The sequence below is a fragment of the Sulfitobacter sp. THAF37 genome, from assembly GCF_009363555.1.
In the GTDB taxonomy this organism is placed as follows: domain Bacteria; phylum Pseudomonadota; class Alphaproteobacteria; order Rhodobacterales; family Rhodobacteraceae; genus Sulfitobacter.
Genome location: NZ_CP045372.1, coordinates 879,266 through 904,157 on the forward strand (window position 1 = coordinate 879,266; position 24,892 = coordinate 904,157).

General features: G+C 59.2%; 14 protein-coding genes, 1 tRNA gene and 4 pseudogenes. 4 read left to right on the forward strand and 15 right to left on the reverse strand.

The features are described from left to right. Positions 1–49: 49 nt before the first annotated feature. The 12 genes from FIU94_RS04440 to FIU94_RS04495 form a co-directional block, all read right to left on the reverse strand. The gene (locus tag FIU94_RS04440; RefSeq protein ID WP_152464626.1) at positions 50–2,059 is read right to left on the reverse strand and encodes a hydantoinase/oxoprolinase N-terminal domain-containing protein; all 2,010 of its coding nucleotides are present in this window, start codon (positions 2,057–2,059) and stop codon (positions 50–52) included. Positions 2,060–2,122: 63 nt separating this feature from the next. Then, entirely contained in the window at positions 2,123–3,148 is a 1,026-nt protein-coding gene (gene queG, locus FIU94_RS04445) for a tRNA epoxyqueuosine(34) reductase QueG (RefSeq protein WP_152464627.1), read from the reverse strand. A 60-nt stretch (positions 3,149–3,208) separates the two neighbouring features. Further along, positions 3,209–3,874, reverse strand: a complete 666-nt coding sequence (locus FIU94_RS04450) for a glutathione S-transferase family protein (RefSeq protein WP_152464628.1) — start codon at positions 3,872–3,874, stop codon at positions 3,209–3,211. Positions 3,875–3,932: 58 nt separating this feature from the next. Next, complete coding sequence (gene mtgA / locus FIU94_RS04455; RefSeq protein ID WP_152464629.1) at positions 3,933–4,664, reverse strand: monofunctional biosynthetic peptidoglycan transglycosylase; 732 nt, start codon at positions 4,662–4,664, stop codon at positions 3,933–3,935. Between the two features lie 19 nt (positions 4,665–4,683). Then, positions 4,684–5,373 (reverse strand): SGNH/GDSL hydrolase family protein, encoded by a 690-nt coding sequence (locus tag FIU94_RS04460; RefSeq protein WP_254702613.1) that lies wholly within the window; start codon positions 5,371–5,373, stop codon positions 4,684–4,686. Positions 5,374–5,691: 318 nt separating this feature from the next. Beyond that, positions 5,692–10,221 carry a glutamate synthase large subunit gene (gene gltB / locus FIU94_RS04465; RefSeq protein WP_152464631.1) on the reverse strand — a complete coding sequence of 1,510 codons (4,530 nt, stop codon included), beginning with the start codon at positions 10,219–10,221 and terminating at the stop codon, positions 5,692–5,694. 14 nt (positions 10,222–10,235) lie between these two features. After that, the gene (locus FIU94_RS04470) at positions 10,236–10,907 is read right to left on the reverse strand and encodes a hypothetical protein (protein ID WP_152464632.1); all 672 of its coding nucleotides are present in this window, start codon (positions 10,905–10,907) and stop codon (positions 10,236–10,238) included. Continuing rightward, a complete protein-coding gene (locus FIU94_RS04475; protein ID WP_152464633.1) occupies positions 10,904–11,320 on the reverse strand; it encodes a GFA family protein in 417 nt (138 codons plus the stop codon). Before FIU94_RS04475 ends, FIU94_RS04470 begins: the two co-directional genes overlap by 4 nt. Then, entirely contained in the window at positions 11,313–11,753 is a 441-nt protein-coding gene (locus tag FIU94_RS04480; protein ID WP_152464634.1) for a GFA family protein, read from the reverse strand. Before FIU94_RS04480 ends, FIU94_RS04475 begins: the two co-directional genes overlap by 8 nt. Positions 11,754–11,843: 90 nt before the next feature. Further along, the gene (locus tag FIU94_RS04485; protein WP_152464635.1) at positions 11,844–13,280 is read right to left on the reverse strand and encodes an NAD(P)-dependent oxidoreductase; all 1,437 of its coding nucleotides are present in this window, start codon (positions 13,278–13,280) and stop codon (positions 11,844–11,846) included. A 157-nt stretch (positions 13,281–13,437) separates the two neighbouring features. Continuing rightward, positions 13,438–14,238, reverse strand: coding sequence for an undecaprenyl-diphosphate phosphatase (locus FIU94_RS04490; RefSeq protein WP_152464636.1), 801 nt, complete (start codon positions 14,236–14,238; stop codon positions 13,438–13,440). Beyond that, positions 14,238–15,224: a complex I NDUFA9 subunit family protein gene (locus FIU94_RS04495; RefSeq protein WP_152464637.1), complete on the reverse strand. Its 987-nt coding sequence runs from the start codon at positions 15,222–15,224 to the stop codon at positions 14,238–14,240. Before FIU94_RS04495 ends, FIU94_RS04490 begins: the two co-directional genes overlap by 1 nt. A 171-nt stretch (positions 15,225–15,395) precedes the next feature. Here FIU94_RS04495 and FIU94_RS04500 point away from each other — a divergent pair. From FIU94_RS04500 to FIU94_RS21160, 3 genes and pseudogenes are all read left to right on the forward strand, one after another. Continuing rightward, a tRNA-Leu gene (locus FIU94_RS04500) sits at positions 15,396–15,481 on the forward strand. A gap of 475 nt (positions 15,482–15,956) precedes the next feature. Then, a pseudogene (locus FIU94_RS04505) lies at positions 15,957–17,211 on the forward strand (IS3 family transposase). Between the two features lie 699 nt (positions 17,212–17,910). Beyond that, positions 17,911–18,135 (forward strand): annotated as a pseudogene (locus tag FIU94_RS21160) (HNH endonuclease); the annotation flags it as partial. Between the two features lie 1,199 nt (positions 18,136–19,334). On the opposite strand, the pseudogene FIU94_RS04515 reads toward FIU94_RS21160, so the two are convergent. Next, positions 19,335–20,162 (reverse strand): annotated as a pseudogene (locus tag FIU94_RS04515) (IS3 family transposase); the annotation flags it as partial. Between the two features lie 254 nt (positions 20,163–20,416). Here FIU94_RS04515 and FIU94_RS04520 point away from each other — a divergent pair. Beyond that, positions 20,417–20,966 (forward strand): annotated as a pseudogene (locus FIU94_RS04520) (recombinase family protein). Between the two features lie 143 nt (positions 20,967–21,109). Here FIU94_RS04520 and FIU94_RS04525 read toward each other — a convergent pair. Continuing rightward, positions 21,110–23,284, reverse strand: coding sequence for a P-loop NTPase fold protein (locus tag FIU94_RS04525; RefSeq protein ID WP_152464639.1), 2,175 nt, complete (start codon positions 23,282–23,284; stop codon positions 21,110–21,112). A gap of 73 nt (positions 23,285–23,357) precedes the next feature. Continuing rightward, the gene (locus FIU94_RS04530; RefSeq protein ID WP_152464640.1) at positions 23,358–24,668 is read right to left on the reverse strand and encodes a hypothetical protein; all 1,311 of its coding nucleotides are present in this window, start codon (positions 24,666–24,668) and stop codon (positions 23,358–23,360) included. Positions 24,669–24,892 lie beyond the last annotated feature (224 nt).

The following is a 24,892-nucleotide window of genomic DNA, read 5'->3' on the forward strand; positions in this document are numbered from 1 at the left end:
ACACAACCTATTGCTATCATAGGTCCCGACAATACTGTAAATCGTGTTATTACCCGCCTGCCACGCGCGGCCGGCCTGCTGCCTCGACTGTTATGACCGCCTCGATGAAGACCTCTCGGGCCTCGACACCGGCAGTTCGGATGTCACGGTCCACGCGGACCTGAATATCCACCGCTCCCGCCGCCAGCGCATCCGCCGTCGCCTGTGCCCGCAGGGCATCCTCCAGTCGTTCCAGCGCGCTGGTCCGATCTGCAAAATCCTCAGGTCCCTCTGGCAGGTGCACCCGGAACTTTCCCTCGCTCGGTGCCGTTACGGTGCCACTCTGGCGCATCATCACCCGGCCCACGACGGCCCCGATGGCGTTGGCGACGCCGGCGTGATCGGGCAGAACCATCTCGCACCCCAGCCGATCGCCCACCGCCGGGTAATAGCTGGCAGCAGACGCGCCCAGCCCGATCACCGGCACGTCCAGACCCGTCTGCAGGCGTACAAGCCCCCTGTGCCCGGCCATGCCGCGCTGCATCAGGACATGCCGCGCAAGCACATCCGGTGCGACCCCGAATGACACATCTTCTTCGGCAAAGGCGGTTTCGAGCAAAGCGAGACAGGTCTGTTTCGTCAATTGATCGACGATCATCTGCGCCACATCCTCGGCGATGTTGGAAAGCACGTTGCCCGCCCCGGTGCGCCTGCGTCCAAAAAGCTGCAAGGCCTTGCGCGCGGCGCCGCTGTCCCATTCCAGCACCCGCCCCAAAACGTGACTGGCGTCCGACGGCGTGACACCCGCGATCTGCACCAGCCCCCGCTCCACCAGCCGTTTCAGGGCACCCTGTTCAATCCGGGCGCGCAGCACATCGCCCAAAGGCTGCACGCCGCCGGTGCCAAGACGTTCGAGCAACGCCGCCTCACGCGCAGACAGCCCCACCACAGACTGGCCGGGCACAGCACGGACAAAGCGTCCGTCATGTTCACCCGGCGCCACCGACCGCAGCTGCGCGTCCAGCGCGGCGTGAACCACGTCCGGCGCATCGACCGCCAGCAGTGACACCGGAAGAAGGCGTCGCGGCCCCAAGGTGACGCCGCCTCGCAATCCTTCCGCGATGAAATGAACCTCGCTGTCGCCGCCCAGACCGGTGGTCCGCATGGCGACTGCCTCGACCATCGTGCGGTAGGGACCCACCTGTGCGCCCGCCGGGTCGATCATCGGGCGTCCCCCCCGCAGCAGGGCCACATCGGTGGTGGTTCCGCCGATGTCACTGACAAGTGCCAGCTCCGCCCCGGTCATCCACCGCGCCCCGACGATGGAAGCGGCAGGCCCGCTCAGGATCGTCTCTATCGGGCGCGCTCGGGCCTGCGCACTGGAGATCAGCGCGCCGTCACCCCGCACCACCATCATCGGGGCGGCGATCCCGAGATCCTGCAATCGGTCCTCTGCCCGACCGATCAGCCGGTCGATCATGCCGATCAGGCGCGCGTTCAGTACGGCTGTCATCGCCCGCCGGGGGCCGTTCAGCTTGGCTGACAGCTGATGCGAGGCCGAAACCGGCAGCCCCGTCACCTGCGCCACCAACTGCGCCGCGCGCAGCTCGTGCGCCGGGTTGCGGGTGGCGAACTGGGCCGCGACGGCAAAGCCGCTGACATCACGTCCGTGAGCGCGGAGAAAGGCATTCAATCCTGCCTCGTCTAGGGGCCGAACCTCTGCACCGGAATGGTCATGCCCGCCGTCCAGCACGATGGCCGGGTCCCCTTTCAAAGCCTCGGACAAGCCATGTGTTTCCAGATCGCTGTCCCGGAAACCGATGTAGATCAGCGCGACGCGCCCGCCCTGCCCTTCGACCAGCGCGTTGGTGGCCAACGTGGTTGAAAGCGAGGCCAATGAGATATCCGACGGTGCCACCGCGGCAGAGACAAGCACCGCCTGCACAGCGGCGCCGATCCCTTCGGCCAGATCATGTCGGGTGGTCAGCGATTTGGCCGCCGCGACCACCGTTTCGTCGTCTCGGACCAGCACCGCATCGGTGTAGGTTCCGCCCGTGTCCACCCCCAACAGCAAGGCCATATCAATCTCCTCGTTGCGCCACAGCCGGTGTAGCGCGCCCCGCATCCGGGTCCATCCCCTTTGTCAGGCCGACAGACGCGCGACCGCCCATCGTGCCGCATCCGCCACTGTCGGATCAGGGTCTTCGCACAGCGCCTGGGCCGCAGGGCGCAGCCCGGACAGGCCGGAGTTTCCAATCGCATAGAGCACATTCCGCACAAAGCGGTCTCGTCCGATACGCTTTATCGGGGACCCGGCATATCTGGCGCGGAACGCGGCATCGTCCAGCGCGGCCAGCTCGGCCAGATCGGCGGCCCGCGCCGCCGGCCCGTGGTAGCGCATATCGCTTGCAGCCACGGCAAACTTGTTCCACGGGCAGATCGCGAGGCAGTCATCGCAGCCATAGATGCGGTTGCCCATCAGCGCGCGCAGGTCCTCGTCCACCGGACCCTTGTGTTCGATCGTCAGGTAAGAAATGCAGCGCCGCGGATCCAGGCGAAAGGGCGCGGGAAAAGCGTTGGTCGGGCAGATGTCCAGACAGGCCCGGCATGAACCGCAATGCTCCGCCTGGGGGGGATCGACAGGCAATTCCAGCGTCGTGAAAATCGCGCCGAGAAACGCCCAGTTGCCCCAGTCCCGGCTCAGCAGGTTGGTGTGCTTGCCCTGCCAGCCCAGCCCGGCCGCCTGTGCCAGCGCCTTTTCCGGAACAGGCGCGGTATCGACGAACACTTTCACCTCACCCCCGCCCTCGGCGATCAGCCAGCGGGCCAGCCGCTTGAGCCGTTTCTTGACGATGTCGTGGTAGTCGCGGCCCTGCGCATAGACAGATATCGCGCCCTTTTCGGGATGGTCCAGTACCGTCAGCGGGTCGTGGTCGGGGGTGTAGCTTTCGGCCAGCATGATGACCGACCGCGCCTCGGGCCAGAGCGCGGCCGGATTGCCACGCCAGTGCATCCGCTCGGCCATCCAGCCCATTTGCCCGTGATACCCCGCCTCGACAAAGGCGGCGAGCCGGTCCGGCACCTCGGGCACCGCGTCCGGCCTGCAGATCCGCGCAGCCACGAACCCTTCGCGCAACGCCTCTGCCACCAGCCTTGGCTTTAGCTCCATCCTTTTACCGGCCTCGCTTGTCCTCGGGGACCGGGCGCCGGGATGCCGCCGGCACCGGGTTCAGAAATCCAGATTGTTGTAGTGCTTGGGTGGCGGGAAACCTGGCACCTGATCGGCCAGCAAGGCGCGGAACGCGGGGCGCGACTTGATCTTGGCGTACCAGTCCTTGACCGTTTCGCTGCGGTTCCAGTCCACGTCCGAGATATAGTCCAGCGACGAAAGATGCGCCGCGGCCGCAAAATCCGCCAGCGTCATGACGTCCCCCGCCAGCCAGCGGCGATGGTCCAGCAACCAGGCCATATAGTCGAGGTGATACTTGATGGCTTTCGCCCCGGCCTTGACGTTCGAGCTGTCGGGATAGCCTTGCTTCATCACCTTCTTGTTGACCCGTTCGTACAGCAGTCTGGACGTCACTTCGCGATGGAACTTGTCGTCGAACCATCCCACAAGGCGGCGCACCTCAAGCCGTTCGGCGGGGTCGCGGGGCAGCAGCATGGGTTCCGGCCGGGTTTCCTCGATGTATTCGCAGATCGCCGCACTTTCGGCCATCATGATCCCGTCGAGCCGCAGCACCGGAACCTTGCCCGCAGGATTGCGCCGCATGAAATCGGCGTCCTGTTCCCAGTACCGTTCCTCCACCAGCTCCACTTCGATCTTTTTCTCGGCAAGGCTCAGACGCACCTTGCGGCAAAAAGGCGACAGCGGGACATGAAACAGGCGGGCCATAGTCAGCTTTCGAAAAGGGATGAAGTGGGGGTATCCATGCCCCTTATCCCGGCGGGTTTCAACTCTCGAAACAGGCGGCGCGCCCGTCGTTGCGGATCGTTGCCGCTCCGTCGCGTATCTGTCGCGCCCGCCTGACCACGAAATCGCCGGGCCGAGACGCAGACCTTTTCTTGGGCGATGGCAGGATCGCCGCAAGGCGTGCTGCCTGGGTCGCGGACAAGTCCGCCGCCGATACCCCGAAGTAATGCCGCGCCGCCGCTTCGACCCCAAAGACACCCTCGTCGAACTCGGCGATATTCAGGTAGACCTCGACGATACGCCGCTTGGGCCAGATCGCCTCGACCACCGGGGTGATCAACGCCTCCAGCGCCTTGCGCACCCAGGTCCGACCATGCCAGAGGTACACGTTCTTGACCGTCTGCTGGCTGATCGTGGAGGCGCCACGGTTCGACCCCGCTTCGATCGCCTCGCGGATCGCGACCATGTCAAAGCCCCAATGCTGGCAGAAATTGGCGTCTTCCGCTGCCACGGCGGCCCGGGCCATCACAGGCGCGATACGCTCCATCGGAACCCAGATCTGCTGAACCCCGCCAAGGCGGCGGCCTTCCGAGAACATGTAGGCGGTGGTTGGCGGGTTGAAGACGGCGCCCAGCACTACGAGAAACACCATCAGCAGGACCGCGGCAAATCCCCCCCGCAGTATCACTCTGAACAGCCATCGCCGGAAGGATCGCCGGACCGGCGGCTTGGAGGTGGTCTTTTTAAGGGTTGTTTTCGATGCGCGGGCCATCCCCCAGCTATAGGGTGGCTCAGGGGTTTTGTGAACGCCCCGCTTCAGCAATCCCCCGCGCGAGGTAGCTTCCGATCAAAGCCGAGGCGCGCGGTGACGGATGGGTGTTGTCGGCTGCGAACATCGCCGGATCGGTCGGGTCGATCACATCTTCGGAATCGATAAAATAGACCGCCGACCGCGTGGCAGCGAAGCGGGCGATGCGCGTTTCCATCCGAACCAGATCGTCGCGGCACCCCTGAAACGATCCCTTGCCGTTGCCCTTGTAGTATCCCATCCAGATGATGCGGGCACCTGTTTCCTGCTGTAGACGGTCGATAAAGTCCGGCACCGATCCAGATCGGGCATCCGGCCCGATCAACCCGTCCACCACCGCCCCGCAGGCACCGCAGCCGCAGTCCGAGCCGAGGTCATTTGCCCCGCCGTTCAGCACGATCCAGTTCCAGCGCCCGCCGGGGAACTGCCGCCTTATGTCAAAGCCCACGGCCCCTGCCAGCCCGGAACCGTTGTCAAACTGCGCGCCCGGCACCGCCTTGCTGACGACCTTGCGGCCCAGCGCCGTCTGCATCGCATCCGGGATGGCCGCGTCGCTGCCGCCGTTCCACGCCATCACGGAATCGCCCAGCACAAGGATGTCACCCCCGCCCCGTGGGGCGGGATCGGTGCAGGCGCCCATCAGCGCACCACTCAGAAGCAGAACAAGGATCATTCGAAATGTCATGGGACGGAAGTAGTCGATTTGGGCCGCAGGTAAAGGACTGGCGAGCGGGCGGCCACCACCTGCGCACGGCAACTCCGACCGCCGCGGTCAAGCTGCCTTGAAAACAGCGCCAAAAGTTCGTGCCGGGCCGCTGTTTCGCCGACAGCGAAGGCCTGCGCGAAAAGGCAGCTTTCCGTTGGCACCCCTTGGTCCTGGTAGAGTTCCGCGCAGCGTCCTGGCCTTAGTATGATCGAATTTGAACGGAATATGTCGAGAACAGGTATCGTGCGCCCCGTTTTGTCAGGGGCGCACGGTAACTTTCATGGGTCACTCGGCTGGCATCGCCGCCTCGTCGACACTTAGGGGCGCGGCCAGGTGCGGCAGCATTTCCTTGGGGCAGACCTGAATGAAGTTGTGCTTCTCGGTCTCCCAGTGCTGCAGCAATTCCTCTGCCTTGCGGCTGTGGGTCTCCAACTGATGGCGTTCAAGAAGCGTCTTCAGCTCGTCCAGCCAGTGATCCACCGTGACGCTGCAGGTGACGATGGTTTCCTTGTTCATCAGCACCTCGGCCGTCTTGTCGGGGTCATAGAGATAGGCCATGCCCCCGGTCATACCGGCCCCGAAATTCGCACCGATCTCACCCAGGATCACGGCGACGCCACCGGTCATGTACTCGCACCCGTTGCTGCCGCAGCCTTCGATCACCACATGTGCGCCTGAGTTGCGCACTGCAAAGCGTTCCCCGGCACGGCCAGCGGCAAAAAGGAAGCCCGATGTCGCACCGTAAAGGACGGTGTTCCCGATGATCGTGTTCTCTGAAGCAGTGATCGGGCTGGCCATGTTGGGCCGCACCACGATGGTGCCGCCCGACAGCCCCTTGCCAACATAATCGTTGCCGTCGCCCGAGACTTCCAGCTTGAGCCCCCTGGCCGCAAAGGCGCCCAGCGACTGTCCGGCAGAGCCGGTCAGCTTGACCGTCAGGTGGTCGGCCTGAAGCGAATTGCGCATGCCGAACTTCTTGATGATGTGGCTGGATACCCGCGTGCCCACGGTGCGATGCGTGTTCTGCACCGCATAGGACAGCTGCATCTTCTCACCATCCTCAAGGAAGCGTGCCGCATCCCGCACGATCTGGGCATCCAGCGTGTCCAGCACCGGCTGTCGCGGCTTGTCGCGGTCGTAGACGTTGTTCTGGGCGCCATCCACCGCGATCAACAGAGGGTTGAGGTCCAGATCGTCCAGATGCGCCGATCCGCGGCTGACCTGTGCCAGCAGGTCGGCCCGGCCGATCACCTCGTCCAGACTGCGCGCGCCGAGACCTGCGAGGATCTCGCGCACTTCCTGGGCATAGAAGGTGATGAGATTCACCACCTTGTCCGCATTGCCGGTAAACTTGCCACGCAGCGACTCGTCCTGCGTGCACACGCCCACCGGGCAGGTGTTGGACTGGCACTGGCGGACCATGATGCAGCCCATGGCAATCAACGCCGCCGTCCCGATGCCGTATTCCTCGGCCCCCATCATAGCGGCCATGACGATGTCGCGCCCGGTGCGCAGCCCGCCGTCGGTCCGCAAGGTCACACGGTCGCGCAGGTTGTTCATCGACAGCACCTGATGCGCCTCGGTCAGGCCCATTTCCCAGGGCAGGCCCGCATATTTGATACTGGTCGCGGGGCTGGCCCCGGTGCCGCCATTGTGCCCCGAGATCAGGATGATGTCGGCCTTGGCCTTGGCCACACCGGCGGCAATAGTCCCGACACCCGAGGACGCGACCAGCTTGACCGTCACCTTGCAGCGCGGGTTGATCTGCTTGAGGTCGTAGATCAGCTGCGCCAGGTCCTCGATCGAATAGATGTCGTGGTGCGGCGGCGGAGAAATCAGCGTCACCCCCTTGGTCGAATGGCGCAGCCGCGCAATCAGGTCTGTGACTTTCATGCCCGGAAGCTGCCCACCTTCGCCAGGCTTGGCACCTTGGGCGACTTTGATCTCAAGCTCTTCGCACTGGTTGAGATATTCCGCCGTCACGCCGAAGCGGCCCGACGCGACCTGCTTGATCTTGGCCGAGGGGTTGTCACCGTTGGCTTCCGGCACGAAATGCGCCGGGTCTTCGCCACCCTCGCCGCTGTCGGACTTGGCGCCGATGCGGTTCATCGCCACGTTCAATGTCTTGTGCGCCTCGGGGCTCAGTGCGCCCAGCGACATGCCCGGCGTCACGAACCGCTTGCGGATCGACGTAATGCTCTCCACCTCTTCCAGCGGCACGGGGTTGCCCATCGGCTTGATGTCCAGAAGATCGCGCAGATGGATCGGCGGGTTCGATTTCATCTTGGCCGAATACTGCTGCCACATCTGATAGGAAGCCCGGTTGCAGGCCATCTGCAACATATGCATCGACGATGCCTCCCAGGCGTGGGTCTCGCCCGATTTACGCGCCTTGTAGAAGCCGCCGATGGGCAGAACGGTGCCGTCGCCCTGCCAGCCTTTGGCGTGGACCTCTTCGGCCTTGCGCTGGATGCCGGTGACGCCGATACCGCTGATGCGGCTGATCATGCCGGGGAAGTATTCCGCGCACATGGCGCGGGACAGGCCCACCGCCTCGAAGTTCAGGCCGCCACGGTAGGAAGACACCACGCTGATGCCCATCTTTGCCATGATCTTGAGCAAACCCTGGTCAATCGCCGTCCGGTAGCGCGAGATCGCGGTGGTCAGCGACACATCCAGCAGCCCGCGGTCGATCCGGTCCGCGATGGAATCCTCCGCCAGGTAGGCGTTCACCACGGTCGCGCCACAGCCGATCAGCACGGCGAAGTAATGCGGGTCAACACATTCCGCCGACCGCACATTGAGAGAGGTGAAGGTCCTGAGTCCATTGCGGGTGAGATGGCTGTGCACCGCCGAAGTCGCCAGGATCATCGGCATCGCCACCTTGTCCTTGCCGCTCAGATGGTCGGACAGCACCAGGTGCCCCGCGCCGGAGCGCACGGCGTCTTCCGCCTCGGCACGGATGCGCTTGAGGCCCGCGCTCAGCGCGCCCTCGCCCGGAGCGAAAGAGCAGTCGATCGTGACCACATCCGCGTTGAAGTGGCTGAACAACGCGTCGAACTGGGCGTTGCCGACAAAGGGGCTGTCGAGCACCAGAATTTCAGTCTGGCTGCTGTCTTCATCCAGAACGTTCTTGAGGTTTCCAAACCGCGTCTTGAGGCTCATCACCCGGAACTCGCGCAAGGAGTCGATGGGCGGGTTGGTGACCTGGCTGAAGTTCTGGCGGAAGAAATGGCTCAGCGGGCGGTACTGGTTCGACAGCACGGCAGAGGGCGTATCGTCACCCATCGACGCCAGCGCCTCCTTCCCGTCTTCGGCCATCGGAGCCAGGATCTGTTCAAGGTCCTCGATCGAATAGCCTGCCGCGACCTGGCGGCGACGCAGTTCGTTGCCTGAGAACACAGGTTTTTCAGTGACCTTCGCCAGCGGCTCGTCCAGCTCCACGATCTTGCCGACCCAATCACCGAAGGGCAGCGCACCCGCCATTTTATCCTTGATCTGGGCATCGCCATAAAGCTTGCCCTTCTTCATATCGACCGAGATCAGCTGGCCCGGCCCCAGCGCGCCTTTTCGGACCACATTGGATTCATCAAGCGGAACCATCCCCGCCTCGGAACCGGCGATCAGCATTCCGTCCCCGGTGACCACGTAGCGCATCGGGCGCAGGCCGTTCCGGTCCAACCCGGCGCAGACCCAGCGCCCGTCAGTCATCGCCAGGGCGGCGGGACCGTCCCAGGGTTCCATGACGGAGTTGCAGTAGGAATACATGTCGCGCCAGGCCTGCGGCAGTTCAACCGCCTGCTTGGACCAGCTTTCCGGCACCAGCATCGTCTTGGCCATAGGTGCGGAACGGCCTGCCCGCACCAGTGCCTCGAAAACCGAATCCAGAGCCGCGCTGTCGCTCGACCCCGCGGCGACGATCGGCTTGATATCGTCTGCCATCTCGCCGAAAGCGGCCGAGGCCATCCGGATCTCGTGGCTTTTCATCCAGTTCAGGTTCCCCTTCAGCGTGTTGATCTCGCCGTTGTGGGCGAGCATCCGGAAGGGTTGCGCCAGCCACCACTGCGGGAAGGTGTTGGTCGAGTAACGCTGGTGGTAGATCGCAAAGGCGGAAATAAAGCGTTCGTCTTTTAGGTCGGGATAGAATTCCGCCACCTGTTCAGCCAGCATCATGCCCTTGTAGATGATGCTGCGGCAGGACATGGACGCGATGTAAAAATTCGGGACCTGCGCCGCAATCACGGCCTTTTCCACCCGGCGACGGATCACATAGAGTTCGCGCTCGAAGGTTTCCTCGTCCACGCCCTTGGCATTGGAAATCAGGATCTGCTCGATCTCGGGGCGGGTCGCGTTCGCCTTTTCGCCCAGAACCGAGATGTCGACCGGCACGTGCCGCCAGCCGTAGATGTAGTGGCCCATGCGCAGCACTTCGGCTTCAACGATGGTACGGCATGTCTCCTGCGCACCGAAGTTGGTGCGCGGAAGGAACACCTGGCCCACCGCGATCAGTTCGTCCTCGCGCGGGGTGTGACCGGTGCGCTGCACCTGATCATAGAAAAAGGGCACCGGGATCTGCACGTGTATGCCCGCGCCGTCCCCTGTCATCCCGTCCGCGTCGACAGCCCCGCGGTGCCAGATCGCCTTGAGCGCCTTGATCCCGTTTTCGACAACCTCACGCGACTTGGACCCGTCGATATTGACCACCAGGCCGACCCCGCAGGAGGAGTGTTCCTCGGATTCATCGTAAAGGCCATTCTCGGCCAGGTAAGCCCGCTTTGCGGCCATGTCCTCGGCCCATTTTTCGTCATAGATCATTGTAACGGATCCTTTCATTCGGTCACGTAGCTGGCCGCCAGCGCGTCACAGCCGTAAAGGGGGGTGTCGGACAGAAAACCGCTCTGGCCGGGATAGATGAAATCGACAGGTCTGCTGTCGTAGGAAAAGGTTTCGTCAGGGCGGGTCACGTCCCCGGTGCCCGAAAAGAACCGGCCATGGGTTTCCGACACGTACTCCGATCCCTCGGCCTCGTAGATCATCGTGCCATCGGCCCGCGTCTTGCGAATGGAGTATTCCGTGCGAAGCAACCGCTCGCCGTCAATCGTCACGTCCCGTTCCGCGATGCGGTCAAAGCCGACCACGCGGTGCGGGCCGTCAGCCGTATCGAGGCTGAAGTCATAGGTATCGAGCCCGGATTGCAACAATGTGCTGAAGCTGGCCGGGTCCGCGGCTGGCGTGATCAGCGCCTCACGCTCCCCGCTGATCAGGAAATACGATTGAATCCACTGCGCCTCCGCGTCGATCTGCCCGACGTAGACCAGCCCGCGCCTGTCGATCTCGCCGCGCCATTGCAGACCCGGCGCGTCGGCGGCGCAGGTCCACAGATGCTCTACGATGCAGCTTCGGTTCTGAACGGTCAGAAAGGCGGTACAGCCCTGCGGCGGGGTAAAGGTCCCCGCCGCGGCGGGACCGACGGTCAGGGCAAGCACGACGGCGCGCATCATTCCGCACCCCCGGCAAACATCGCGATGGTTTCATCGGTGGTCAGGCGCCTGTGATCCCCTGCCAGCCGGTAGCCCTGCGGACACTTATCGGCAAAAAACTCCATCTTGAGCGGCGCGCCCCCGCCGTCTTCAAACAGTCCGGCTGCCAGGTTGCGGCGGCCGTCATGGATGGTCTCGTACCACAGGGTCGAACCGCATGTGCCGCAAAACCCGCGCTGCGCCCATTCGGAAGACCGGTACGTCATCGCGTCGCCGGTCACAATGACGCTGCCCGGTACCGTTTCGATTGAAAAGAACGCGCCGGAGGTGTGCCTGCGGCACATCTCGCAATGACAGGCCCTCAGAATCGGGTTGTCCGTCTGCGCCGTGACACGGACGGCACCGCAAAGGCATTGGCCGCTAATCTCAGACATCGTCGATTACCTCCTGCGCGCGGGGATACTTCTTGCGATACTGGTCCGCCGTGGCCTTGGGATGGTCGCCGGCAAGCGCAAAGGCTACCGGTGCCTCGTCGCAGTAGATTTCACTGCGCAGCGGCCAGTCTTTCGTCGCGTCGAAGAGGCCCGGCATCAGGTCGAAATCGGCAGTATCATCTCTGTCGCGCATCCAAAGATGCGACCCGCAGTCGCCGCAGAAAGCACGTTCCGCCAGACTGGACGATGCATGGATCTTGACCGGACCACTTATCGCGACTGTTTCGGGTGCGGCGGGGAAACAGGCAAAGACCGATCCGCTCCAACGACGGCACATGGCGCAATGGCAAACACCAACCCAGCCGACCGGGTCGGTCACGGTGATCCGCACAGCCCCACACAGGCACTTACCGATTGCCTCGGCTGTTGGCATTTTCCGTCTCCCCATTTCCAAGTCAGGTCTGACCCAGCATGTGTTCGTGTCATTCTGGACGCGCGAAAAGCAGTCGGCCCATCCGCCTGATTATTCTGCGGCGATGGCGTTGGTGTCGGCATCCAGCCGTCGCAGGATCGCCTCGGCACAATCGCGACCGTCCTTGATCGCCCAGACCACCAGGCTGGCACCGCGCACGATGTCACCCACCGCGTAAACGCCATCCAGTGCAGTCTGGCCTGAAATGTAGTCGGCCTTGATCGTTCCCCAGCGGTTCACCGGCAATTCGGTTTCACCCCAGAGAGTCGGCAGATCCTCCGGCTCGAACCCCAGCGCCATGATCACAAGGTCCGCCTCTTCGACGTAATCGGACCCTTCGATCAACTCAGGCGCCTGGCGGCCCGTCGCGTCGGGCTGACCCAGGCGCATCTTCTGAACCATCACACCTGTCACCGGATCGCCGACAAAACCCTTGGGCGCTGAGAGCCATTCGAAAACGACGCCTTCCTCCTCGGCGTTGGCGACCTCGCGCTGGCTGCCCGGCATGTTGGCGCGGTCCCTGCGGTAAAGACATTTGACCGATGTCGCACCCTGCCGGATCGACGTGCGCACACAGTCCATGGCCGTATCACCGCCCCCGATCACCACAACCCGCTTGCCGTTGGCATTAAGCCGCCCGCTATCGAATTCTTCGACCGTGTCGCCAAAGCTCTTGCGGTTGCTGGCTGTCAGAAAGTCGATCGCACGTTCCAGCCCCGGCACACCCACGCCGGGGGCCTGAATCTCGCGCGTTTTGTAGACGCCGGTGGCGATGATCACCGCATCATGCTTTGCGCGGATATCGGCGAATGAGATGTCGACGCCCACGTCGCAGTTCAGCTCAAAGGTCACGCCACCCTGCGCCAGCTGGTCGTTGCGGCGCATCACCACCTCTTTTTCCAGCTTGAAGCCCGGAATACCATAAGTCAGCAAACCGCCCGCGCGGTCGTACCGGTCATAGATCGTGACCTGCACTCCGGCGCGCCGCAACACATCCGCCGCCGCCAGCCCGCCGGGCCCCGCACCGATGATACCGACGCTTTCCTCGCGCTCCGCCGAAGGGTTGATCGGCTGCACCCAGCCTTTTTCCCATGCGGTATCGGTGATGTATTTCTCAACCGCGCCGATGGTGACGGTGCCGTGGCCCGACTGTTCGATGACGCAGTTGCCTTCGCACAGGCGGTCCTGCGGGCAGATACGGCCGCAGATTTCCGGAAAGGTGTTGGTCGCCTGACTGACATCATAGGCTTCCTGCAAACGGCCCTCCGCAGTCAGGCGCAGCCAGTCGGGGATGTTGTTGTGCAGCGGGCAATGTGACTGGCAATAGGGCACGCCACACTGGCTGCACCGGCTAGATTGTTCCTTGGCCTTGGCATCGGCATATTCCGCGTAAATTTCATGAAAATCCGAACGGCGCAGATCCGGCGGACGCTTTTCGGGCATGTCCCGTTCGATGTTCACGAATTTCAGCATCGGCTGCTCTGCCATGATCATGCCTTTCCAGAATTACAATCAGGCACCCATCTACATCAGGTCGAAACGGAAATAAAGGCAGCAGTGCTGACCTATATGCGCATATTATTCACCCGGATAACGGGGTATCTGCGCGACTTTCAGGGAATTAGGTCCGAACCGGACCTTATTGTCAGTAGCCCGCCGATAACGCGATGATTGCGACCAACCCGACAACGATTCGCCACCAGCCGAACAGCGCATAGCCATGCTGACTGACGTAATCCAGCAACCAGCGCACAACCAAGACAGCCGCAATAAATGCCGTCACAAAACCGACAGCGATCTCGCCCAGGGCCGAGGCATCCAGAACATCGCGATTCTTGAACAGATCGTAGGCAAACGCCCCCGCCATAGTCGGCATGGACAGAAAGAACGAGAACTCCGCCGCAGCACGCTTGCTGGCGCCCAGCATCAGCGCCCCCACAATGGTCGCGCCGGAGCGTGACGTGCCGGGGATCATGGCGAGGCACTGGATGAAACCGATCTTCAGCGACATGGATAAAGGAAACGCCATTGCATCCTCGTGCCGCGGGGTTGGCGCGATCCGGTCGACAAACAGCAGGACAATGCCCCCGACCACCAGCATGACGGCAATCAGCATCGGTGTTTCGAACAGAACGGTCTTGATGAAGTCATGGGCGATCACGCCGATCACGACCGCGGGCAGGAACGCCACCAGAACCGACAGGATAAACCGCCGTGCCGCCGGATCATGCGGAGCGGCGGCGAAGACAGCATAAAGTCGCGCGGCATATAAGGACAGAATGGCAAACACGGCGCCAAGCTGGATGACCACCTCAAAGGTTTTTCCGGCGCTTTCAAAACCCAGGAAATGCCCCGCCAACAGCAGATGGCCCGTCGAGGAAACAGGTATGAACTCTGTCAGCCCCTCCAACAGGCCCAGAATACCCGCGACGATGGTGGTATCCATCAGCTGTTACGCAGGTTGCGGGCGGATTCCTTGATCGCGTCGTACTGGCCGGAAGGCCGGAACCGCCACAGATAGTCGGGCAGCACCGATGCCATGGACACAGGTTTGATCCCCAGGTCGTCAAATGTCTTGCTTCCTGCTGACACAACATTGTCAGTGCCCAGGTTCGTCACCTGATCGCGGGTCAGCATGCGGTTGACGAAGAGCCCGAAGGTGACGGACTGCAGCGTGTCAAAGCCCCAGGCCATGATCCGCGCGATCCAGGTGGGCATGTTCATGATCAGACGGCGCCGGTGGATCACATCCAGCATTCGGCCCATCAGGCCACGAAAGGTGTCAACCTCGGGCCCGCCCAATTCATAAATACCGCCTTCGGCCTTGCCCAGGACGGCCGCAACCGCGGCCTGCGCCACATCGTCCACATAGACCGGCTGGAACCGGGTGTTCTGGCCCACGACAGGCAGAACCGGGCTGTTCCGCGCCATGCCGGCGAACCGGTTAAAGAAGTCGTCCTCGGGTCCGAAGATAATCGAAGGGCGCAGGATCACGGCGTCCGGCATGTATTTCTGAACCGCGACCTCGCCCTCGCCCTTGCTGGCGGCATAATCGCTGTCGGAATCGATATCCGCCCCGATGGCGGAAATCTGCACCATCCGCGCCACGCCTTCTTCGGCCGCGAGCCGGGCGACCCGGGCTGCACCCTCGGCCTGCACCGCGTCGAAACGGTTGCGGCCCTGTTCGACCAGGATGCCCACGCAGTTCACGACGGCGTCCGCCCCCTGCATCGCGGTGCGCACGGATTCGTCGTTGCGAATGTTGCACAGGATCGGCTCTACCTGGCCGACAACGCCATAGGGGCGCACGAAAATCGCCTCGTTCGGGTTACGCACCGCAACGCGGACACGCCAACCAGCCTTGGCCATACGGCGTGCGATATAGCGCCCGACAAAGCCGGAACCGCCGTAGATCGTTACCAGCCTGGACATGATAAAGCTCCTCGCGCGATGGAATTCACACTGTCGGTTTAACGGCCCACCCCAACGCAAACAAGGCCAATCACCTGCCAGCAGCGGTTGAAACGATCAAAGTCAAAATTCGCGACAGAATGTAATTGACACTCCGTCGCTCCCCCTCTAAATGCAGCCCTCACGTGACCTGCCCAGGTGGCGGAATGGTAGACGCGCTAGCTTCAGGTGCTAGTACTGGCAACGGTGTGGAGGTTCGAGTCCTCTCCTGGGCACCAATCCATCCCAACTAAGTCACTGATAGTGATAGGCTTTTTCGGATCGGCGGCCTTGTGAGGTCCATAATCAGGTCCACATTGCCAATGACTAGAAGCTTCGTGTCCAAACATATTCGCACTGACAGAAACGGCACTCGGAAGTATCGCCGCAGAGTCCCCAAAGCTCTTCAGCCAGTTCAGGGAAAACGAGAGATCGTTAAAGTCCTTGGCAAAAGCGAGCTTGAGGCGATGCGGAACTACCCTGCCGTTCACGAGCACGTTGAACAGCTTCTAAGGTCTGCACATAGCTCTTCAGATGCCGGTGAATTGGCAACGATCAAGGACAACATAGAAGCTCAATTTGCCGAATTGGGAGCCGAACCATATTCGCGCGGCCAGAACGAAGACGAAAGGACTGAGCTACCCCCCGAATTTCGGACACTGACATAAGCTACGATTTGCAGTCTGCTGATCTTCGACGAGAAGGAGATCAGAGATGTCGAAACGGAAGCAGCACGCGCCCGCGTTCAAGGCCAAGGTCGCGCTGGAAGCCCTGAAAGGCGAGGGTTGGAGGGACCGTCGCGCCAGTGGCGCGGCGTAAGCCCGAACAACGCCGCTGAGCTGGCGAGCCGGTTCGGAGTGCATCCGACGATGATCCATCAATGGAGTTGGAAGGATCAGAAAACGATCCAGTGAATCGTTTTCCCGACCAACGCCCTGCTCGAAGGCGCGTCCGGCGTGTTCGAGTGCGGGGGCCGTAAGAAGCCCGAGATTGACGAGGAGCAGGTGAAGGAGCTCCACGCCAAGATCGGGGAGCTGGCGGTGGCCAACTCTTTTTTGGAACGAAAGCTGAAGCCCTGGGGCGGGAAGTGAGGCGCGGCATGATCGAGCCGGACCACCCGGATCTGTCGATCGCGCGCTCGTCTTTCTACTACACGCCCAAGGGCGAGACCGAACAGAACCTCGGCCTGATGCGGCGGATCGACGAGCGTCCTGCGGACCTAGAGACGCCGTTCTTCGGCGTTCGACAGATGACCTGGCACCTGCGCAACGACGGGCATCTCGTAAACGAGAAGCGGATACGCCGGCTGATGCGCCTGATGGGGCTCATGCCGATTTACCAAAAGCCCAACACAAGCAGGCCGACGAAGGGGCACAAGACCTATCCCTACCTGCTGAGAGGTCTGCGTGTGGAACGCCCGAACCAGGTCTGGTGCTCGGATATCACCTATCTGCCCATGCGGCGTGGGTTCCTCTACCTCGTGGCGATCATGGACTGGCATACCCGCAAAGTTCTGTCCTGGCGGATCTCGAACACGCTGGAGGCCGACTTCTGCGTCGAAGCGCTGACCGAGGCCATCCACAAGTTCGGCCCACCTGAGATCATGAATACGGACCAGGGATCCCAGTTCACGTCCTTCGCCTGGACGGACCGGCTCCGCCGATCGGGCGTGCGGATCTCCCCCTCTCATGCATGTAAACATGCACTGCCGGGGCAGTGGATGGATGGGAAAGGCCGGTTCCTCGACAACATCTTCATCGAAAGGTTGTGGCGCACCCTGAAATACGAGTGTGTCTACTTGCATGCTTGGGAGACAGGATCGGAGACGAAGGAGGCGATCCAGAAATGGATGACCTTCTACAACCACCAGCGCCCTCACTCAGCCCTCGGCGGCAAGCCACCGGCGCTGGTCTATTGGCAAAGAAATGATATCAACCAACCCGATCAGCAGGTGCAACGAGTAGCTTAAATTACGCCAGATCCTGTCCAACGATCAGGGAGTAGCTCAGTAACAAGGGCTGAGCTAAAAGCTCACGCTGACGACGGAGCCCGATTGGTCAGTCAAGCCATGGGTATCTATAAGCCAGCTTACACCGACATCGCTTTGAGCGTCAGGCAGACCTTAAACAGTCCTTATGCGAACAAAGAGGTTGTCCATCGTGCGGACGGCAGTTGGCTTTATCCCTATTTCCAAGAGAACCCAGTCCCCAATCAAAGAGACAAAGAAGCTACTAATCGTGGTTTGGTAAAGTGTATGGAGGATGGCGTTCCCATAGCCGTCCTAATTCAAACAAGGCCGAAGCCAGGGGTTGAGTAACAAGTCTTAGGGCTTGCAAGAGTTCGGAGTTGGTCGAATGGGTACTTCTACCTAGAAGGCTCTAAGGCGGTAGGGGACCTGCTATCTGTGGATGATGTCGAAGACGCTGCTTGGGATCGTATAACAGTTGAGACACTCCCAAATGACGAGGTTTCCTTCGACCCCAAGGAAGATGATGACCAAAGGGTAAGAGCTATAGCCGAAGTTGTCCGGAGACGAGGTCAGACCAAGTTTAGGAGGCAGTTGTTGGAGGCTTATTCGAATACCTGCGCTGTAACAGGATGTGACGCTTTCGAGGCCTTGGAGGCAGCACACATAACCCCATACCTCGGAGAATAGACTAACCATCCTCCGAATGGAATTCTTCTCAGAGCTGATATTCATTCTCTCTTTGACTTAGGGTTAATCTCAATCGACCCAGAGACGTTGGAGGTGGTTTTATCGCCTTCCTTAGAGAGCACCAGTTATGGAAGTCTCTCCGGCGTAAGAATAGCTAGTGTTCGGGATGCAAGATCTAGCCTCAGCACAGAAGCTCTTCGGCAGCATTTCAAATGGAGCGGACTCGCTTCTGTATGAACGCTAATCAAAAGAACTGAAAAGCAATTCCCACCAGGATTCCGCTCAGCGTAAAAGCATATCTGACGCTCATCCAGGGTGTGCTTTGGCCGGTCAATGGCTGAAAGGTACAGTATGGCAGCGAGGGACAGCTTCCCGCCTTGCACGCAAACAAACGCGAACGGCCGCTCTCGCGAGGAGGCCAAAAACTTGCCAGGGTCATATGGGTTTGCCTGGGGGTTCTGTCCCGGCCAACCTTCTTTAGACGCAAGCACCGTTAGGGAAGGCCAGAACTGACTGATATCGGTCGAGTGCGAACTACACAATATCTTGTGGCCACGCTCTTTGCCATCGTCGCTGGCTTGAAAAAGTTATTACGAAAAAATGGTTATGACACGAATTCCGACTTGCAGTCAGTTATCAATTCTAAATTGCTCGCTGCACCTGCATCTCGCTGAACGGCCTCTGTAACATCCAAGCAATAAGAAACTTTCCTAACTCTTGTTACTATTTCAGCGATTTGCGTTGGAAGCTCTTCAAATTCTTGTGGGTCGTAGATACGTATGTTGAGAAAAATCTGAGGATCGAGCGGATATGCGGCTGCAACGCTGCAAAAGGTAAACTCTGACGGAATTGTCCTATCTAAGCGACAACTTACAGAGAATGATTGGCTATCATTCTTCGGTATAAAGAGTAGATGATTCATAGCGTGAAGCGATGCCGACTTCACCGAGTAGCCTTCCAGGGTCAAGGCATCTGGCAAGGAAACCTCATAATCGAAAATTTAACCAGGCCCAGGAAATCTCCACAGGTGATCTGCTGGGTCGTTTAGAACTTTGATCTGAATAACTAAATTCTTCAAGAGAGGGTCGTCTTTCAGGTACTCTCCAAGCCAAGGTATTCGGTTAAGAGGAATAAAATCAGGATCGCGACGTAGTGAGACCGGATCAACCCCCTCATCGAATACTCGCGAATTCATGGGGATAAGACCAAGGCGACTTTCATCAGCATGAAGAGGTCGGTCAGTTTGCACTAGACAAACAACCGACACTAGAATTAACGATAGGATTAATCTGCCGAACATGTCGCTTCGACGTGACCAGAAATTAACAGAGAAGGTAATTCAATGTATCTCCTGACACAAGACCAAGTCAATCAACTCGATGCCGTGGCTGGAGACCTGAGCTACTCCCTGATCGTTGGACAGGATCTGGCGTAATTTAAGCTACTCGTTGCACCTGCTGATCGGGTTGGTTGATACCATTTCTTTGCCAATAGACCAGCGCCGGTGGCTTGCCGCCGAGGGCTGAGTGAGGGCGCTGGTGGTTGTAGAAGGTCATCCATTTCTGGATCGCCTCCTTCGTCTCCGATCCTGTCTCCCAAGCATGCAAGTAGACACACTCGTATTTCAGGGTGCGCCACAACCTTTCGATGAAGATGTTGTCGAGGAACCGGCCTTTCCCATCCATCCACTGCCCCGGCAGTGCATGTTTACATGCATGAGAGGGGGAGATCCGCACGCCCGATCGGCGGAGCCGGTCCGTCCAGGCGAAGGACGTGAACTGGGATCCCTGGTCCGTATTCATGATCTCAGGTGGGCCGAACTTGTGGATGGCCTCGGTCAGCGCTTCGACGCAGAAGTCGGCCTCCAGCGTGTTCGAGATCCGCCAGGACAGAACTTTGCGGGTATGCCAGTCCATGATCGCCACGAGGTAGAGGAACCCACGCCGCATGGGCAGATAGGTGATATCCGAGCACCAGACCTGGTTCGGGCGTTCCACACGCAGACCTCTCAGCAGGTAGGGATAGGTCTTGTGCCCCTTCGTCGGCCTGCTTGTGTTGGGCTTTTGGTAAATCGGCATGAGCCCCATCAGGCGCATCAGCCGGCGTATCCGCTTCTCGTTTACGAGATGCCCGTCGTTGCGCAGGTGCCAGGTCATCTGTCGAACGCCGAAGAACGGCGTCTCTAGGTCCGCAGGACGCTCGTCGATCCGCCGCATCAGGCCGAGGTTCTGTTCGGTCTCGCCCTTGGGCTCGTAGTAATAGGATGCCCAACAATAACAATCAACAATAACCCCCGTTTTTTGAAGTCGGTTTCTTAGACCCCCCACCCCTTCTCCAGCTGGTCAAAAGCTATTGGCTCGTTACCAGCCCAGCGCGCAAAGGCCCTGCCAATAGACCTTGCCCTAGTGTCAGCCCCAGACCGTGGCGCGATTGCCTGTCAGTGAAGTCGGTTTCGGCTTTTGGCAGACACACTGTCGCAACTTCATAGACATCAATGGCAGACAAGGAGGGCAATCAGATGCTCATCGGATACGCACGTACATCAACCCTGGAACAGAAGGCCAGCATAGAGGCTCAAAATGAGTCCTTGAGGGCCCTTGGCTGTGAAAGGTTGGGGGGAGCAAACGAGCTCTGTTGGCGCCAGAGAGGCTCTCAGGGGCGCTGTGAGCTTCTGTCGGGAAGGAGATACCCTTGCGGTCACAAAGCTGGACCGTTTGGCTAGGTCCGTAAGGCACCTCGGAGAGATCGTTGACGAGCTCGAAGGTAATGGCGCTGGGCTTCGCATTTTGGACCTTGGGCTCGACACTTCAAATGCCACGGGGAAACTTATGCTCAATGTCCTGGGCTCAGTGGCTCAGTTCGAACGAGAGATGATGCTGGAGCGTCAGCGTGAAGGCATTGCCAAGGCGAAGGCGCTGGGCAAGTACAAGGGCAGAACTCCGAAGGCCCGTCAGAAGGCCTCGGAGATGCAGGAACTGCTGGCTCAAGGTGCCAGCAAACGTGAGATCGCAAAGCAGCTTGGATTGTCCGAAAGGTCTGTCTATCGGGTGCTTGCAAATTGTTGTTAAGCTTTGCTGTTCTTGTCGTTTGGCCGTCAACTTCGGCGGCCAGAAAGTCTGGTTCGGCAATCGGCCCGAAGCCGACTTTGAATACAGTGAATACAGTTTTTGAATGCTGCGACAGCAATTCGCATTGCTGCCATTCGGTATCGTCAATCTTCACCGGCGTCGCGTCGTTCCCATGCAACCAGAAACCGGCTGATGGTAGACTTTTGCTGCTCGTCGAGGCCATCGCTTCCAAGGGCCTCATTCAACCGCCGTCTGAACTCGTCCACATCAAGCAGTCGGTCAATTCCATCGACTTGTGCGCGGTCGTTTTCCCGTTGCACGAGATCGCCTGGTGCGCCACCGAAACCTCCCATGCCATGACTGTATGATTTCCCCAGGAAAGCTGAAGCGAGTTGGCAGAGCTTCGTGTCGTCCCCTAAAGCACGAGTTATGTAGTTCATGACCTCAACTGCCCCATCAGGCTGCAATCTGTCCCAATCATAGAGAAGGCGGGCAGGGGTTTTGGCAGAGAGGATGGTGTCACTCGCTGCGGCGGCACGAAGCAGTTCCAGTGATCGTGCTTGCAGCCGCTCAGCCGCCACATGGGTCGTTAGTGTTTCAGCTTCCGAAGAAGGTTCGCTGTCGGGATTGCTTGGATGGTAGTCTTGCCAAGCGTCATTGCTGATATCGAGGTGCCATTGCAGGGTCGCGCCCTCAATTGATCTGGTAAGTATCTCCGTTCTTTCATGGAGAGTTGTCCGGTCCAAAAGGATTGATCGGAGCAGCCAATGCAACCTAAGCCTGTTGTTGCCGAATGATGCGAAACCGCGCCCCTCATCTTGTTCCAAGAATAATTCGTCGGCCATACCAAACAATGCCGACAACAGCTTCTCCCCCTGATCAAGGGAGATATTGAGTCCATGGGCGGTTAACTCATCAAGGATATAGGAGGCTTTGGTCCGCCCTTCAGCTTGAGTGATCGAAACTGCCTCCCGAACACGATCTTGAATCTCTTTGACTGTTCGAGTGTCGTCGATGAGGTAGTCGAGTTCTGCCTTTGGAATCGTCTTGGGGGAGACAGAAAATCGGAAGTAGGTGTCAAAGTGCTCGGCAGAACAAACTCGCCTTTGACGAGCCCATTCTCTGGTGCCGGAATACGACATGTTCGCGAAGACGTTCTGCAACTGAGGGAACAGTCTCATGAGTGCATCCCGAAGATGCTCATGATCCTCCTCAGACTCACTGCGAAGAAGCATCGATGTGTATTGTGCAGAACGGGTCTCACGCTGATCATACCTATCGTTCTGACCAGCGTTAAGGATGGCTGATTTGTTCTGTCGTATGGCCCTATAGACCGCTGGACGGAAGACTCGCAGAGTTTCAAGACTCACAAAATCTGGAAAAAAGACATCCGATTTGATCGGGGTGATCGTGATCGAAATCGTATTGGCCAACCGAAATACATCCCGTGGCGTCTTCAATTCTGGCGCCACGATGGAATGGAACAAGTTGCCAAACTCGACTGGGTCAATTTCAGGCAGATCAGCGGCCAACCCATTCAGCACCTCACCCATCATGACGTTCAGATGTGATTGATCGGGTTGAGGAAGCTCGAACCCCGCTTGGATAATCTTCTCAAGATAATGCGCACCTTCGGATGGAAACCGACGTGCAACGGCCTGCTCGGTGGCCTCGCGGTCGTAGGCCAAGAGGTACATAACGTTTGGAAGCCGTCCTACCGACTTGACCAGCCGGAAAATGACCAGCGCCTCCTCTGGTGAAAGGCGATCCAAATCGTCAATAACGACGAGAAACTTCTTCCCTGCTTCACGAAGGGCATCGGCCAGGGTTGCCTGTAGGTCCTCCGCAGCTTCGCCCTGCTCTATGAAACCACCGAGGGCGTCGAGGGTTGCAGTCGTTGCTTTCTCTCCCACCGACCCTGCAAACAAGCCGACGGCCATTCCCGCCAAGCTGCTTGCGCCTGCAAGGTTGGCCCCCAACTTGCGCAGTGCCCCGGCGGCCTTCGTCTGGTCCGACAGGACGGGTGAGAGCCCAGCATAGAGTTCCTTGAAGAACCCTACAGCCAGGGCGTCTTCGGTTCGATACATCCACGCCGGAAAGTTGATCACATCAAGATCGGGTGCGTCCTTCGCAAGATGGTGCCGGACCAGATTGATAACGCTGCTCTTGCCAGAGCCCCAAGGGCCATAGATTGCCGCGACGCTGCCAAGCGGGTTTTCGATACTACGAATGCAATCGCTTATGGCACTGGCGAACGGATCAAAGCCAAATCGATCACTGTCGGGGCTGGTGATTGGAATGTCGTCAAAATTACCCATCAACTACCTCGTGTAGGTTTGCCCCAAGGAAGGACCATTTGCAGAAAAACGAAGTCCATGCGCTTGTTTGTGCTCATCGTGACAAAGTCAGAAACGCTTCAAAGCCCCTGTTGCTTGGATATCGTTCACCCCAAGCCCTTATCGTCGTGCCATCAATGATCATTTCATTTTCAAAGACTTCGGAGCTTGGAATGAGTGAATCAATTGCGATATCTAAATTCTCGACAGCTTTTTCGCAAAGCAATGCACCAATGACTCTGAACTTCTGGACTGCTTCGCCGCTGTCGAAGTCATCCATGAATTTTCCAGTCAGTTTGAGCGTAGTAACGACGCCCTCTTGTCCTTCGATGTAGAAGGCAGCTTTGCTCGGAAGGACATGGCTATCAAGGTCGACATATTCTGAACTGGCCCAGTATTCATCGTAGCCCTTGTGGTAGTCGTTTGTCCTCAATCCCTTCTCTCTAAGGAACTCTCTGGCTTCAAAAGGGCTCCAGCCCTTCGTCGGGTCCACGTTTGGTGGAGCTTCTTCGTCTCTTTCGTAGTTGAGTATGTCGGTGATGATCTGGTCCACATCTGCATTGGTTTTTGCAGGGAGCGTGTGGAATTGGCGTGTTGCCCGCCGTAGAAGCCAGGGCCGCAACGGGAAGATCAGAAAGAAGCGTTTACGAGCATATTTTTTCAGTTCGTCAGACTGAAAGGCCTTTTGATCAATCTGAATACGGGCTTGTTCGACGTGCGAGCAGCAAAACAGTAGGTAGAAAACTGGGATGCTTCCGACGGTCATTAGGATCGGCAGGACAAAGTTGCGCCCCGTATCTGTTGTTAAGAACTGGTCTGGCTGTGACCAAATCGACGACACGGAGTTCCAGACCAAAACGGTTGCAAATGTTGCAAGGATTAATTCCAGCAGGACCTTTGCCTTCGCATACTCTGGTTTTGTTGCTGCAAAGGCCAGCGTGACCGCCAAGGAGAAGAGGATAGGGACCAAGACCAACTCGGTTACGAGGCTGAAACTGTAGGCAACCACGATGAACTCAAAGATGCCGCCGAGTTTTAAGCTGCCGCGAAACAGGTTGCGGAAATACTGATCATCTTCCTTCGATTGCAGTGCTCGTCCAGCAAAGACACATCCCCCCATCACGAACCACAAAACTGTAGGTGGAAGCTGGGACTTCGACCAAAATCCTAACTCTGCCATTAGCCAGCACAGAACTGTCACGTTTAGGGCTACTATGCCGAAGAATAGTAAGAGCTTTGGAGCGATCAGTGTCTTTGCAACGCTCCAAAGACTGCTTCGGAGGTCTGCCCTGGATAGACAAAACAGGATGCCAAGGATGATCCACAGGCCAGCGGCAATTTCACGATTGTTGAAGGTTTCCTGCAACCAAGTGAGAAACTGTTCGATATTGATATCCCTTTAACTCGCAAAGTTAGGCATTCAACGGCATCGTAACTATGACCTGCATCTTGGCTCGAAGAATTTTCCACCGTGGCAAGGTGCGGACGGGGAAAGAGACAAATGTCCGCTCCCAGGACCGTCAACATAAGCTTTTCGCACGCGCAGCTAAAGACCGTTTTCGGCCCATTCTGTGGAAAAACACCCGTTCG

Bases quoted from the DNA above. Each gene is read 5' to 3' on its own strand.
- FIU94_RS04495 (WP_152464637.1), bottom strand. From the start codon at position 15,224: ATGTCCAGGCTGGTAACGATCTACGGCGGTTCCGGCTTTGTCGGGCGC.
- FIU94_RS04475 (WP_152464633.1), bottom strand. From the start codon at position 11,320: ATGTCTGAGATTAGCGGCCAATGCCTTTGCGGTGCCGTCCGTGTCACG.
- FIU94_RS04480 (WP_152464634.1), bottom strand. From the start codon at position 11,753: ATGCCAACAGCCGAGGCAATCGGTAAGTGCCTGTGTGGGGCTGTGCGG.
- FIU94_RS04470 (WP_152464632.1), bottom strand. From the start codon at position 10,907: ATGATGCGCGCCGTCGTGCTTGCCCTGACCGTCGGTCCCGCCGCGGCG.
- queG (WP_152464627.1), bottom strand. From the start codon at position 3,148: ATGGAGCTAAAGCCAAGGCTGGTGGCAGAGGCGTTGCGCGAAGGGTTC.
- FIU94_RS04460 (WP_254702613.1), bottom strand. From the start codon at position 5,373: ATGATCCTTGTTCTGCTTCTGAGTGGTGCGCTGATGGGCGCCTGCACC.
- gltB (WP_152464631.1), bottom strand. From the start codon at position 10,221: ATGATCTATGACGAAAAATGGGCCGAGGACATGGCCGCAAAGCGGGCT.
- FIU94_RS04440 (WP_152464626.1), bottom strand. From the start codon at position 2,059: ATGGCCTTGCTGTTGGGGGTGGACACGGGCGGAACCTACACCGATGCG.
- mtgA (WP_152464629.1), bottom strand. From the start codon at position 4,664: ATGGCCCGCGCATCGAAAACAACCCTTAAAAAGACCACCTCCAAGCCG.
- FIU94_RS04525 (WP_152464639.1), bottom strand. From the start codon at position 23,284: ATGGGTAATTTTGACGACATTCCAATCACCAGCCCCGACAGTGATCGA.
- FIU94_RS04450 (WP_152464628.1), bottom strand. From the start codon at position 3,874: ATGGCCCGCCTGTTTCATGTCCCGCTGTCGCCTTTTTGCCGCAAGGTG.
- FIU94_RS04490 (WP_152464636.1), bottom strand. From the start codon at position 14,238: ATGGATACCACCATCGTCGCGGGTATTCTGGGCCTGTTGGAGGGGCTG.
- FIU94_RS04485 (WP_152464635.1), bottom strand. From the start codon at position 13,280: ATGGCAGAGCAGCCGATGCTGAAATTCGTGAACATCGAACGGGACATG.